17 protein-coding genes are annotated in these 11,822 nt (G+C 66.0%); all 17 read left to right on the top strand.

Annotated elements, in window-relative coordinates; translation table 11 throughout:
- The first annotated feature begins 33 nt into the window (after positions 1 to 33).
- On the top strand, positions 34 to 921 hold the full coding sequence (locus tag ITJ61_RS05470) for a hypothetical protein (protein ID WP_194685716.1): 888 nt from the start codon (positions 34 to 36) through the stop codon (positions 919 to 921).
- Between the two features lie 16 nt (positions 922 to 937).
- On the top strand, positions 938 to 1,435 hold the full coding sequence (locus ITJ61_RS05465) for a hypothetical protein (protein WP_194685715.1): 498 nt from the start codon (positions 938 to 940) through the stop codon (positions 1,433 to 1,435).
- A gap of 69 nt (positions 1,436 to 1,504) precedes the next feature.
- On the top strand, positions 1,505 to 1,867 hold the full coding sequence (locus tag ITJ61_RS05460; protein WP_194685714.1) for a hypothetical protein: 363 nt from the start codon (positions 1,505 to 1,507) through the stop codon (positions 1,865 to 1,867).
- Between the two features lie 224 nt (positions 1,868 to 2,091).
- Complete coding sequence (locus ITJ61_RS05455; RefSeq protein WP_194685713.1) at positions 2,092 to 2,301, top strand: hypothetical protein; 210 nt, start codon at positions 2,092 to 2,094, stop codon at positions 2,299 to 2,301.
- A 617-nt stretch (positions 2,302 to 2,918) separates the two neighbouring features.
- Positions 2,919 to 3,500, top strand: coding sequence for a bifunctional DNA primase/polymerase (locus tag ITJ61_RS05450; RefSeq protein ID WP_194685712.1), 582 nt, complete (start codon positions 2,919 to 2,921; stop codon positions 3,498 to 3,500).
- A 40-nt stretch (positions 3,501 to 3,540) separates the two neighbouring features.
- Positions 3,541 to 3,900 (top strand): hypothetical protein, encoded by a 360-nt coding sequence (locus ITJ61_RS05445; protein ID WP_194685711.1) that lies wholly within the window; start codon positions 3,541 to 3,543, stop codon positions 3,898 to 3,900.
- The gene (locus tag ITJ61_RS05440; RefSeq protein WP_194685710.1) at positions 3,884 to 5,653 is read left to right on the top strand and encodes a terminase; all 1,770 of its coding nucleotides are present in this window, start codon (positions 3,884 to 3,886) and stop codon (positions 5,651 to 5,653) included. Before ITJ61_RS05445 ends, ITJ61_RS05440 begins: the two co-directional genes overlap by 17 nt.
- Positions 5,647 to 6,969, top strand: coding sequence for a phage portal protein (locus ITJ61_RS05435; protein ID WP_194685709.1), 1,323 nt, complete (start codon positions 5,647 to 5,649; stop codon positions 6,967 to 6,969). Before ITJ61_RS05440 ends, ITJ61_RS05435 begins: the two co-directional genes overlap by 7 nt.
- Entirely contained in the window at positions 6,953 to 7,789 is an 837-nt protein-coding gene (locus tag ITJ61_RS05430; RefSeq protein WP_194685708.1) for a hypothetical protein, read from the top strand. The genes ITJ61_RS05435 and ITJ61_RS05430 overlap by 17 nt, the downstream gene beginning before the upstream one ends.
- A 46-nt stretch (positions 7,790 to 7,835) precedes the next feature.
- Positions 7,836 to 8,357: a hypothetical protein gene (locus ITJ61_RS05425; RefSeq protein WP_194685707.1), complete on the top strand. Its 522-nt coding sequence runs from the start codon at positions 7,836 to 7,838 to the stop codon at positions 8,355 to 8,357.
- Between the two features lie 72 nt (positions 8,358 to 8,429).
- A complete protein-coding gene (locus tag ITJ61_RS05420) occupies positions 8,430 to 9,332 on the top strand; it encodes a P22 phage major capsid protein family protein (protein ID WP_194685706.1) in 903 nt (300 codons plus the stop codon).
- On the top strand, positions 9,332 to 9,796 hold the full coding sequence (locus ITJ61_RS05415; protein ID WP_194685705.1) for a hypothetical protein: 465 nt from the start codon (positions 9,332 to 9,334) through the stop codon (positions 9,794 to 9,796). The genes ITJ61_RS05420 and ITJ61_RS05415 overlap by 1 nt, the downstream gene beginning before the upstream one ends.
- A 9-nt stretch (positions 9,797 to 9,805) precedes the next feature.
- A complete protein-coding gene (locus ITJ61_RS05410) occupies positions 9,806 to 10,201 on the top strand; it encodes a DUF6093 family protein (RefSeq protein WP_194685704.1) in 396 nt (131 codons plus the stop codon).
- Complete coding sequence (locus ITJ61_RS05405) at positions 10,198 to 10,602, top strand: hypothetical protein (protein ID WP_194685703.1); 405 nt, start codon at positions 10,198 to 10,200, stop codon at positions 10,600 to 10,602. Before ITJ61_RS05410 ends, ITJ61_RS05405 begins: the two co-directional genes overlap by 4 nt.
- Positions 10,599 to 11,000 (top strand): hypothetical protein, encoded by a 402-nt coding sequence (locus tag ITJ61_RS05400; protein ID WP_194685702.1) that lies wholly within the window; start codon positions 10,599 to 10,601, stop codon positions 10,998 to 11,000. Before ITJ61_RS05405 ends, ITJ61_RS05400 begins: the two co-directional genes overlap by 4 nt.
- 11 nt (positions 11,001 to 11,011) lie before the next feature.
- Complete coding sequence (locus ITJ61_RS05395; RefSeq protein WP_194685701.1) at positions 11,012 to 11,299, top strand: hypothetical protein; 288 nt, start codon at positions 11,012 to 11,014, stop codon at positions 11,297 to 11,299.
- Positions 11,300 to 11,305: 6 nt separating this feature from the next.
- The gene (locus ITJ61_RS05390; RefSeq protein WP_194685700.1) at positions 11,306 to 11,818 is read left to right on the top strand and encodes a hypothetical protein; all 513 of its coding nucleotides are present in this window, start codon (positions 11,306 to 11,308) and stop codon (positions 11,816 to 11,818) included.
- The last annotated feature ends 4 nt before the right edge of the window (positions 11,819 to 11,822 follow it).

Genomic DNA, 11,822 nt, shown 5'->3' with positions numbered 1-11,822 from the left:
ACGACCGTCAGTCCTTGCGTTGAACGGATGAGAATGGCCTCAAAGACTGTCAGGATCTATCGCGTCGTGCTCATAGACCAACATGGTATCGAGATACCGCCGCCCAAGACCTACTGGGACCGGATCTTCAAACATCACGCACCCAGCGATGGGCTTGCGTACGGGACCCACATCTTCGTCGATGCAGCGGGCATCACGTATGAGGGGCAACTGCGTTTGCCTGCCTCTGTCTCGGATCGTCACGTCTACCTGGGGCGAGGTCGGGATCGTTTGGACTGGCCCGACCGCCGGACAAGAGGCACCGTCGAAATCTCCCCGTTGGCGGACGACGCAGAGACCCAGGCCGTTTTCGAGCCTCTTCGTCTCAAGCCGATCTCAGGCACGGACTTTGTGGCTGTGGTTCGGTCGTACGCAGGTGCGCATCCGACCGCCCTAGAAGCGTGGCTTAACGATGCCTACTCAAAGGTAAAGCCAGGGATCACGACGGTCCTCCGCCCGCATACTAGGACCGATCAGGTCGAGCGTCTGCAAGCAGCCGTGGGCGTAAGTCGAGTGGTCGTCTCCGTCGAAGGCACCGCCTCCGACGGCAATACGATCGAGGCGGCAGCAGCGGAGCTGCAGGAAGAAGTGGGCTACCCCCTGAGGATCGACATCGTCATGAGCATGGGGAACGCCAAGGACGCGAATGCATTCGGCCGGTTGCTCGATCTCGCAAGTGGTTTCGTGAACGGGCGAACGAAGGCCAAGGCGGAAGCCACGTTGCTCGAGATGGACGACGATGGCGAGATCACCCGAGATGTCGTGAACTTCTTCAGCGACAAGGTTGCCTACGCGGTTGAGGTGAAGACCGACGATGTCGGTGATGCCGAGTACCTTAGGGTCCTCGACGAAGCCATCCGTCGTTTCAGAGCAAGTTCGTGACTCAGGAGGTTGCGCCGTGCGTGTGCTGGCCGAGAAGCCGTGGGTTGTCCATCTCATCTTCGCCTTCGCCATCGCCATCGAGTACGCGGTGGTCACGCGACTGGCTCCAGAGGCTTTCGACGGCTGGATAGCTCCTGAACTCAGCGAGACCCGCCTGGCCGTGCAAATGGGAGCGCTAGGAGCAGCTGCGTTGCTCTCCGGCTTTGCCGGGGTGGTTTCTGTGTTTGGGCTCACTGCTGGATCGTTGACATTCGTTCGCTTCCGCTTGAAGGCGGGTGTTCCGCTCAGTAGCAACTGGACAGCTGTCGTGTCTGCGGGAATGCTGGCCATGTTGGTGGCAGGAGCTGCCGCGGTTATTGATGCCGTGTGGGACGCCAAGATCGCTACGTACCTCATGCAGTACTGCGCTCTCCTCTTGATCGAAAACGGTGTTCGCAGCATCTGGCTGATGAGAAAGCTGGTCCGAATCACCACCGTGAGCGACCGCAAATCGTTGTCAGACTCGGAGGGCTAGAGCAGGCAAAGAGAGCACGGTCCGATATACGGTGACCTCTACCAGCGCCTGATCGAAACGAGGAAAGTCATGGACGAGATCGCCAGCGACATCGAAGTTACAGACGCGTTCGCCACCTATTTCACTGAGCGGGCCGAGGCAGGCGTCATGCTTGCCAAGCACGTCGAGCGGGTCACACTCGAAGGGCGAGCCGTGGTGGTCCACCTCAACGAGGCACACAACAACGTGCCGCTCGAGGTGCTGTTACATCTGTCCCCGTTCGACAACCTGGCCACGTTTCCCGGGACTGTGATTGCCTTCAACGACGAACTCGGCGCCCGGCTGCGACCGCGCATCGACGAAGTGCGCGTGCAGCGACAGAACGGCGAAGTCATCGGCAGCATGTCGACGGCAGAGATCTACAAGCGAGGCACGGGCCACGACCTGGCCTGATCGAGGATTTCGTCGAACGACCCTGGACCCCATCGAGGGCTGGGGTCGTTCGCATGTCCGGTGCCTCACCTCCACCTCACCGTGCAACCACAGCTATGGGGTGTGCATCCGGTCACGCGCCCCGGGCACGATAAGAGCGCGATTGCTTCCCGACGCTGGGCGGTGTGGCATGGACGAAGACGACAACGAGTGCATCATCCCCGGCAACAACTAGGAGACACACCGTGACTGCAAGCATCCAGACCACCGCGAGCGCCGACACCGCCGAGCGCCTCGAGGCGTACGCCCGCGAGGTGACCGGGCTGAACCCCGAGGTGGCCGTGCAGGGCCTGGCGTACACCAACACCTTCGCCAGTCACCTGAGCTTCACTGTCACTCTGCCGCTGGACAAGGAGCAGGCGGCTGAGCTGAACAAGTACCTCGGCCTCGGCTAGTCATGCCTTGGGCTGGCAGTACGAGGCGTGCGCGTCTGCCTGCAGACTGGCCTGTCGTCCGTGCCCAGGTGAAGGCCAGGGCGCGCGGGCTGTGCCAGGCTGCGGCGCACGTGGCCGAGTGCGACGGTCGAGGGTCGGACGCGGATCACGTCAGGGCCGGCGACGACCACTCACTCGCGAACCTGCAGTGGTTGTCGGAGCCCTGCCACAAGGCGAAGACAGCGCGTGAGACTGCGGCCCGCAATCGTGAGGCAGCAGCGCTGCGTCGCAGGCCTGCTGAGGGGCATCCAGGCAGGCTAAGATGATGCTCGAGCTCGTCGACGTCGACCCGATCGAGGGTCGCTCCGAACTCGCTCCGCCGGACCCAGGGGGGTACCCCCTCCGGCCACAGTCCGGCAACCGTCGGATAGCAATTCTCGAACTGCATGCGCTTTCTCTGTGTTTTTCAGGCCCCTTCTGAGGGCCTCGAGGATCGATTCTGAGGCGGTTTCACCCCTCTCGCGGGTCTCGAAGTCGCTGGCAGATCCTGTGCTCGCATCTGCGGGCACGTTCCCGACGAGTGCCGCAACTTCCGCATGATTCCGGGGATTATCCGTAACAGGTGCTAGAATCGGGGCATGGAGACGAAGCGCTGCGCCGAATGCGGGACCACGATGGTCACCGTCCGCGCCGACGCCAAGTTCTGCACCACGAAATGCCGCGTCTACCACCACAGAAACCGTGCAAAACTCCCCGCCGAGCTCACCGAGCAGCCCCGCTGGGTGCGGTGGAAACCCGTGCTGCGACGCGGCAAGGTGACGAAGGTGCCGCTGCGTATCGATGGCTCCGCGGCCTCCTCCACCGACGCGTCGACGTGGTCGTCGCACGCTGCCGCGGCCAGCGCGACGACCGGATCTGGCGTCGGATTCGTCCTCGGTCTCGGCATCGGCTGCATCGATCTCGACCACTGCCTCGACGGCGACGTCGTCGCCCCCTGGGCGCAGAGCATCCTCGACGCGAACCCAAGCACCTACGTCGAGGTCAGCGTCTCGGGCACTGGCTTGCACGTCTTCGGGCTCCTCGAGGAGGCACCGGGCCGCAAGATCCGGGACGGACGCAACGTCGAGGTGTACTCGCGCGGTCGCTACATCGTGGTGACCGGGCAACGGCATGGTTCAGCGCCTCGGACTCTGGCTCCTCTGGTGGTGCCGAGCAAGTAGGCGCGCCCCGGTGGCGCTTCGAGCGCCCAGGAGGCACACCATGGCGGGAACGATCGCGCCCAAGCCTGTCGGCCTCAAGGTCGGTGGCAAGCGACTGTGGACAGAGACCCTCGAGGCGTACGAGCTTCGTCAGGACGAGCTCGTCGTGCTCAAGGCCGCGTGCTTCGAGGTCGACCTCATCGACCGCATGGAGAAAGAACTCAAGACGGCGACGCTCACCGTCAAGGGGTCGATGGGCCAGCTCGTCCCGCACCCGCTCGTCAGCGAGCTGCGCCAGCACCGCGCGACGCTCGCGACCATCCTGCGCGGGCTGAAGCTCCCGGACACAGACGCCTCGCCCGCCAACCAGCAGCGCAACGCAGCGCAGACCCGCTGGGGTGCACATGGCCAGGCGTCGTAGCAGCCTGACGCTGCTCACGACGGCCGAGGACGAGTTCCAGCAGATCATCACCTGGTACGAGGGTCAGCTCGAGCGGGCATTCCCGCCGGCCGATCTTCAGTGGGAGCCCATCAAGCTCGGGCCGACATGGCAGTGGTCGAACGGATGGGTGCTGCCGCAGCACTCTCTGGGCTGGCGCATCCTCGCGTGGTGTGGGCACTGGCTCCGCGACCGCAAGGGTCACCCGTGGCAGTTCACCCCGGAGCAGACCCGGTTCATCCTCTGGTACTTCGCCGTCGACGAGACGGGCACCTTCCTCTACCACTCGGCCGTGCTGCAGCGGCTGAAGGGTTGGGGCAAGGACCCCGTCGCCGCGTGCCTGTCCATCGCGGCCATGTTCGGCGAGGTCGTCTTCGACCACTTCGACGGTGACCGCGCTGTAGGGCGCGAGCAGCCGACCGCGTGGGTGCAGATCGTTGCGGTGTCGATCACGCAGACGCAGAACACGATGAAGCTGTTCCCGTCGCTGGTGTCGCGCGAAGCGCAGGCGCACTATGGGATCCAGATCGGCAAGCGGAACGTGTGGGGTCTCAACGACACCAGACAGATCGAAGCGGTCACCTCCTCGCCGATGGCGATCGAGGGAGGCCGCCCGACGCTGATCGTGCGCAACGAGACGCAGAACTGGAACTCGTCGAACTCCGGGCACGACATGGCCGGCGCGATCGAGGGAAACGCGGCGAAGGCCGAGGTCGACTCTCCTGCTCGCATGCTGGATCTCTGCAACGCGTACCGGCCGGGCGAGGACTCCGTCGGCCAGCGCACGCGTGAGGCGTGGGAATCCACGCAGGGCTCGAGCCCCGAGTTTGTGGACTACGGCCTCATGTACGACTCCCTCGAGGCCCCGCCGAAGGCTCCGCTTACCGTCGATTCCGTCGTCGACGTCGTCAAAGCAGTCCGCGGCGACGCCATCTGGCTCGACGCGGCCGGCCGAATCGCGAAGTCGATCGCCAACCCCCTGAACACGCCATCCGAGTCGCGACGCAAGTGGTACAACCAGGTGCGCGCGGCCGAGGATGCGTGGACGGACACGGACGAGCTCGACCCGCTGAAGGCGCCCGACAAGGTCGTGGAGCCGGGCGAAGAGATCGTCATGTTCCTCGACTGCTCGAAGTCGGACGACGCGACCGGCCTCGTGGGCGTGCGCATGTCGGACGGTCACGTCTTCACGATCGACATGTGGCAGCGCCCTCCCGGGAAGCGCGGCGACGGCTGGGTCGTGCCGCGCGAGCGGGTCGACGAAGCAGTAGAAGCTACCTTCTCGACCTACCGGGTCGTCGGGTTCTTCGGGGACCCGTCGCACTCGCTCGAGGACGAGTCGGCGTCGTCCTACTGGATGCCGCTGTTCGACAAGTGGCATCGCCTCTACAAGACGAGGTTGCGCATCTGGGCGTCTGGGTCTCGCAAGACCGGCACTGGGCACGCGGTTATGTTCGACATGGCTGACAGGTCCAACACGGTCGCGTTCGCGGAGGCCGTCGGCGTGACGCTGCAGGAGATGAAGGACGGCGCGTTCACCTTCGACGGTGACGCGCGTTTGCGCCGGCACATCCTCAACGCTCGCCGCTACCCGGTCGCCGGGTACGTGTCCATCGGCAAAGAGCACCGCGAATCGAAACGCAAGATCGACCTCGCTGTCTGCATGGTGGGCGCCCGCATGGTGCGTCGCCGCATCCTCAACACGAAGAAGAAGCGAGGTGGTCAGCTGTGGTGACTGGTTCCGGCACGTTGGAGCTCGCTCAGGACGTGCTGCTTCCGGCTTTCGAGACGGAGAAGATCCGCCTCGATGTGATCGACGAGTGGTCGCGGTGGAAGCCGGAGAACGACATCGCGGTCCGCTCGTCGAAGGAGCACCGGGAGCTGAAGGACATCGCGGACTCGCCGTGGCTGGGTCTCGTCGTGACGACGGTTGCGCAGCAGCTGGTCGCGGAGCTCGTCCGTTCCAGCGAGGTCGAGGACATCTCGAAGATCTGGCTGCCGTGGCAGCGCAACCGCTGCCACTCGCGGCAGCGCGCGCTACACCGCGCCGCGCTCACCTTCGGCTACGCGTACTCCGAGGTGCTCCCCGGCGATACGGGCGCGGTCATCCGCAACCACTCGCCGCGCAACGTCTACGCCGTCTACGCGGACCCCATCGTCGACGACTACCCGGCCTACTACCTCAAGAAGACCAGCAGCAACGGGTACACGCTCACCGACGACGTCTACGTGCACACCCTCGTGCGAGAGCAGAACGGGAGCCTCGTCTACGTGACGGGCGAGGAGCACGGCGCCGGCGTTGCCCCGCTCATCCGCTACTCGAACTCGATCGACCTCGAGGCCCGCACGGTCGGCGAGGTGGAACCGTTCATCAAGAACGCCCGCCGCATCAACAAGACGGTGTACGACCGCCTCGCCGTGCAGCACTTCAACTCGTGGAAGGTCCGCACCGCCACCGGGCTCGACCTCGGTGACCTCACCGACGAAGAGCGCGCCGCGGAGAAGCTCAAGCTGAGCAACGAGGACATTCTCACCGGCGGTGAAGGCGTCCAGTTCGACACCCTCGACGAAACGTCGATGGAGGGATTCAACGCCGCCCACGAATCCGACATCATGGACCTCGCCGCGATCAGCCAAACGCCCGCGCACGCCCTCACCGGCAACCTCGCGAACTTGGGCGCTGACACCCTGGCCGAAGCCCGCTCCATGCTGGACCTCAAGGCGGGTGAGCGGAAGGTTGGCTTCGGGGACTCCCACGCCCAGGTGCTCCGCCTCGCCGCGCACATCGAGGGGCGCTCGCGGGACGCGAACGACTTCTCGCTCGTCATCTCCTGGGCGGATCTCGAATCGCGGTCCATGGCTCAGGCCGGAGACGCGCTCGGCAAGCTCGCGACGATGCTCAAGATCCCGCCCGAGCTGCTCTGGGATCGCATCCCCTCCGTCACCGCAGAGGAAGCGAAGTCCTGGATCGAGTATCGGGAGAAGCACCCGAGCGCGGACGAGCAGCTCGCGCGGACGCTCATCGAGCAGTCCAATGGCACGAACGGCTGACGGGCGGGCACTCACCGAGGCGCACCGCCTCGCGCAGATCCGAGTCGGGGCCCAAGCGGAAGTCGCCGCTCGGGCGCTCTGGCCTCGCCTCGACGTCGATGACATCGACGCATCCGTCCCGATGTGGATGGCCGCGAATCTCGTCGTCGCCGAGCGTCAGCACGACGCCTCGGTGGCGATGGCCGCGGCGTACCTCGAGGAGTACCAGCGCGCCGAGGTCGGACGGCCGGTGATTCCGGCCGGCGCCGACTTCGACGCCGAGGAAGTCCGAGCGATGCTCCTCATCAACGGGCCGAACCGGGTGAAGGCACTCATCAACAAGGGCCTCACCGGGCCCGAGGCGCACGCGGCCGCCGTCACGAAGTACGGCGGCATCGTCCGCCGCGCCACGATGGCCGGAGGACGCCGCACGGTCGATGAGACTGCCCGCTCCGATCAGCGTGCGGTCGGCTGGCGTCGAGTCACCGACGGCAACCCGTGCACGTTCTGCGCGATGCTCGCCTCCCGGGGCCCGATCTACGGGACGCAGGCATCAACGGCCGGGGACGTGATGCGTCCGACTCGCGGCGGAGGCGAAGGCCTGCGCTACCACGGGCACTGCGGATGCACCGCCGAGATCGTCTACGGGGCATGGATCCCGAACGAGTCCGAGCTGTACGCGATCGACGAGTACCAGCGGGCCGCCGCTCAGGTGGATGCGCTGGGCCTGCCGCGGACGGAGAGGAACATTCTGCCTCTGATGCGAGCGAACGGGGTCTTCAAGGACTCCCCAGTCGTGCGCAACAAGAATCTCGACTTCATCACCGACGGTGAGGTCTAACGGCGCCCTGGCGGCGCCCTGAACCGCCCCGGGAGGGCAACACATCATGGAAACAGGCAACGAGAACCAGAACGACAGCACCGGCAACGACGACGCCGACATCGAGGAGCAGGACGCCAGCCAGGAGCAGGCCGACGGCACCGAGAACGACGACGCCAAGGGCGACAAGCAGGAAGGCGCGGAAGCGGCCGACCTGTCCAAGGTCCAGGAGAAGATCCGCAAGCTCAACTCCGAAGCCGCCACGCTCCGCAAGCGCGCCAAGGAAGCCGAGGCCAAGGCCAAGGACTCCGAGGGCAGCAGCGAGAAGGTCACCGCCCTGGAGGCGGAGAACCTTCGACTGCAGGTCGCTCTGGACACCGGGCTCCCCGCGAACCTCGCCAAGCGCCTCGTCGGCGACACGAAGGAAGCGCTCCTGGAGGACGCCGAGCAGCTGCTCGAGCTCACCCAGGGTCGCCGGCCGCCGACGAACCAGCCCAACGTGAAGCTCAAGGGAGGCGGCGGCAACGATCTCCCCGACGATGCAGTCGTCGGCGACCTCGACAAGTTCGCCGCGGACGTCTTCAAGTAGCCAGTTCCCACCGCACGCCCGCGTCACCACGAGGTGGCGCGTTTCGTCTTTCATATCCTTTGGAGGTGCCGCATGGCACATCTGCTGTTCAAGCCTGAGGAGGCGGCGAAGGCGACCATCGCCGGGATCCGCCACCTCAGCAACCTGCCCCGCACGGTGCGTCAGGACTTCTCCACGGAGTTCGTCGCCGGCCGTGGCCAGACCGTCAACGTTCTCGCCCCCATCACGGCGGGTGAGGCGAAGGTCTACACCAAGGCCAAGCGCGATGCGCGCGAGGCCATCCAGTTCAACGACCTGAACCAGAAGTGGGTCCCGGTCACGCTCGAGGACCAGATCTACAACGCGGTTCGGCTGCCGGACGACTTCGCGACGTTCCGTCTCACGGACATGACGAAGCAGGTCCTCAAGCCGCAGGCTGAGTCGGTCGTCGATGGCCTCGCGGTGCCCCTGGTGGCCCGCATGACGGCGATCGCCAACGCTGCGGTGGGAGAGGCGATCGTCCCGGACATCCTCCCGGATGGCTCCAACTTCCGTCAGGTGCTCATCCAGATGCGTCGCGTCCTCAACGACCGCAAGGTCCCGACCACGGGTCGCACGTTCGCGGTCGGCTCCGCGGGTGAGGCCGCCGCGCTGAGTGACGAGCTGCTCCAGAAGGCGAACGAGTCGGGCACGACCGAGACGCTGCGCAACGCGACCATCGGTCGCCTGTTCGGCTTCGACATCGTCGCAGACCCGGCGCTCCCGGAGACGTTCGGCATCGCCTACCACAAGGACGCGTTCGCCTTCGTGACGCGCCCCTCGGCCCCGCCGAAGGGTGCCGCGTTCTCGGGCACGGCCTCGGACGGTGGGTTCGCGCTGCGCTGGATTCAGCACTACAACCCCCTGCAGCTCGAGGACCAGTCGATCGTCGACACCTTCTTTGGCGCGACCACGCTCGAGCCGAAGTTCGCGGTCTCCGTCGGCGTGGAGGAGTAATGGCCTCCCCGACTCCACTCGCAACGGTCACCGACCTCGCCGAATGGATCGGGGAGGAAATCTCGGAGGAGGCGGACGCCAAGCGGGCACTTCGGTGTCTCCGTGCGGCGTCCGTCCTCGTCCGCAACGTGACGGGCAAGACCTGGCTCGATGAGGACGGAAAGCTCCTCGCGAACCGCCCCGACGATGTCGAGATGGTCACGATCTACTGCGCGTCGCGCATCTACGACAACCGTGAGGCGCTGACTCAGGGCTCGCTCGACGACCACTCGGAGTCGTTCAAGGTCCAGGAGGCCGGCGCGTATCTCACGGCGACGGAGGTTCGCACGCTCGAGGCGCTGACCGCTGCGCGCAAGCACGGTGGCCTTGGCGTGGTGTCGACGACGCGTCGTGCTGCGCCGACGGTGTCGGGCTTGGTGCCGACGCCTGATGGTCAGCCGATCCCGTGGTATCCGGGCTGGTAGGGGGCGGCGATGTCGGTTCGAGGTCTCCTGAGTCGCGGACGCAAGCACGCGGAGCGGCTCCGCACGGAGACGGGGACGCTCACTCGCGAGGGCGTCAAGGTGTGGAACGAGGCGACGGGCCTGTACGAGGAGGCCCTGGTCACGGTCTACGCCGGTGCGGCTCGTGTGAAGGCGCCGACGGCTGAGGCGGATGCTCGCGACAGTCAGGGCCGGCTCGTGGTCATCACGGACCCGGTGCTGCATCTCCCGCCGAGTGTGCTCGACGTGCGACCAGGCGACGAGTTCACCGTCGAGACGTCCGTCTACGACGGCAGCCTCGTCGGTCGGAAGTTCCGCATCAATGAGCCGTATGGCGGCTCGCAGATCACGGCTCGCAAGTTCCGCACCACGGAGGTGATCGTGTGACGTCCACCTTCGACAACTCGCAGGTGCAGCGGCTCGCCGCGAGCTTCGAGAACTTCGACGCGGTGTCACGCGTGAACCTCAAGAAGGCCGGCACCGTCACGGCCCGCCGCGTTAAAGACGAGTCGAAGGCGCTCGCACAGAGCGACTTCACGAGCGGCTCCGCGCGCGCCTACCCGCACGCGATCGGGTACGAAACCATCGACCGGGTCAATGACATCGCCTGGGAGATCGGCCCCGACAAGGAACGCCGGCAGGGCCCCCTCGGCAACCTCTTCGAGTATGGGTCCCGCAACAACCCACCCTTCGCGCACCTCGAGACCGCCCTCGAAGCGAACGAAGAGGACTTCGTACGCGGCATCGAGATCGCAGCTGCGCAAACGCTCGAGGACCTGCTCCGATGAAGCTCGAACTCGCCGCCTTCAAGGCCGCCATCGCCACCGGCGCGATCGCGGACCGTGTCGACATCGGACGGACCAAGAAACCCGCCCCGCACGTGCTCATCAGCCCGGCCATACCCGAGGACGAGCAGACACGCATGACGGGGCCCTACTCGGCCGAGCAGCTGCTGTTCGCCGTGCGATGCACCGGAACCGATCTCGCGCAGGCCATGTGGCATGCCGAGGAAGTCGACGCGCGCCTCCGGCCCCCGCCGATGAAGTTCGGCATCGAACTCGAACTCGAGGGCCGCGTCTGCTCGCAGATCGAACGCGGGCCGACCGAGACCTTCCCCGACGACGACGCGCGCCCCACGGTGTGGGTCGTGCTCACTCTCTACCGATTCACCTCAGAACCCAGCTAGGAGACGCTCCCATGAGCAAGGACATCGCACTCGCCGAAGGCCCGGGAGGCCGCCCGATCGAGGTCCCGGCCTCGTACTTGGACGACCTCCCGCAATTCTTCAAGCCCTACCAGGGCGACGCGGGCAAGCACGCCGCGCCGTCCACCCGACGTGAGTCCATCACCGAGGGCCCGACCGTCGAGGAGCTCGCGCGCGCCGCGACGCTCGGCGCGGAACTCCCCGCCCCCACGCAGACCGAGGACGAAGCGCCCGCTGAGTCCGAAGATGAGCCGCCCGTGCGGCCCGAAACCGAAAGGTAGCGCCGCATGATCACCCTCACCCCTCCCGAAAAGTCCGTCAAGGGCCTCGGGAACCTCCTCATCCTCGCCATCCCGCGCAGCGCTGTCCTCTCGCCGACCGGCAAGGCCACGATCGCGGAGATGAACGCCGCCGGCGCCGTCGACATCACCTACAGCCACGTGCCCGACGGGTTCGTCTACACGCCCGGCTACGAGATGCTCCCCGACGACCGCCTCACGTTCCCACAGAAGCGCGAAGAGCGAGGCCTCGCCACCGACACGCTCGTGTCGACGATCGTCTACGGCAGCGCCGCGGCAGTCGCGGACCCGCTGCTCATCGAGGACACCGAGTTCATCATCGCCGTCCGAGACGCCGTGCCCCACAACCAGGCGATCAGCGCCACCGACAAGTGGGACTTCCACAACGTCGAGGTCAAGAGCAAGGTCAAGTCCCCGCACACGAACTCCGTGCGCACGAAGGTCGTGACCTACGGCTACCAGCAGCCGGTCCTCAAGGACCAGGTCGCGCTGGCCGCGTAGCGCG

Source organism: Pseudoclavibacter sp. VKM Ac-2888, assembly GCF_015351285.1.
Taxonomy (GTDB): Bacteria; Actinomycetota; Actinomycetes; order Actinomycetales; family Microbacteriaceae; genus Pseudoclavibacter.
The sequence above is the reverse complement of the archived record's forward strand: the minus strand, read 5'-3'. Positions and strand labels throughout refer to the sequence as shown.

Bases quoted from the DNA above. Each gene is read 5' to 3' on its own strand.
- ITJ61_RS05470 (WP_194685716.1), top strand. From the start codon at position 34: ATGGCCTCAAAGACTGTCAGGATCTATCGCGTCGTGCTCATAGACCAA.
- ITJ61_RS05460 (WP_194685714.1), top strand. From the start codon at position 1,505: ATGGACGAGATCGCCAGCGACATCGAAGTTACAGACGCGTTCGCCACC.
- ITJ61_RS05450 (WP_194685712.1), top strand. From the start codon at position 2,919: ATGGAGACGAAGCGCTGCGCCGAATGCGGGACCACGATGGTCACCGTC.
- ITJ61_RS05445 (WP_194685711.1), top strand. From the start codon at position 3,541: ATGGCGGGAACGATCGCGCCCAAGCCTGTCGGCCTCAAGGTCGGTGGC.
- ITJ61_RS05440 (WP_194685710.1), top strand. From the start codon at position 3,884: ATGGCCAGGCGTCGTAGCAGCCTGACGCTGCTCACGACGGCCGAGGAC.
- ITJ61_RS05430 (WP_194685708.1), top strand. From the start codon at position 6,953: ATGGCACGAACGGCTGACGGGCGGGCACTCACCGAGGCGCACCGCCTC.
- ITJ61_RS05425 (WP_194685707.1), top strand. From the start codon at position 7,836: ATGGAAACAGGCAACGAGAACCAGAACGACAGCACCGGCAACGACGAC.
- ITJ61_RS05420 (WP_194685706.1), top strand. From the start codon at position 8,430: ATGGCACATCTGCTGTTCAAGCCTGAGGAGGCGGCGAAGGCGACCATC.
- ITJ61_RS05415 (WP_194685705.1), top strand. From the start codon at position 9,332: ATGGCCTCCCCGACTCCACTCGCAACGGTCACCGACCTCGCCGAATGG.
- ITJ61_RS05410 (WP_194685704.1), top strand. From the start codon at position 9,806: ATGTCGGTTCGAGGTCTCCTGAGTCGCGGACGCAAGCACGCGGAGCGG.
- ITJ61_RS05400 (WP_194685702.1), top strand. From the start codon at position 10,599: ATGAAGCTCGAACTCGCCGCCTTCAAGGCCGCCATCGCCACCGGCGCG.
- ITJ61_RS05395 (WP_194685701.1), top strand. From the start codon at position 11,012: ATGAGCAAGGACATCGCACTCGCCGAAGGCCCGGGAGGCCGCCCGATC.
- ITJ61_RS05390 (WP_194685700.1), top strand. From the start codon at position 11,306: ATGATCACCCTCACCCCTCCCGAAAAGTCCGTCAAGGGCCTCGGGAAC.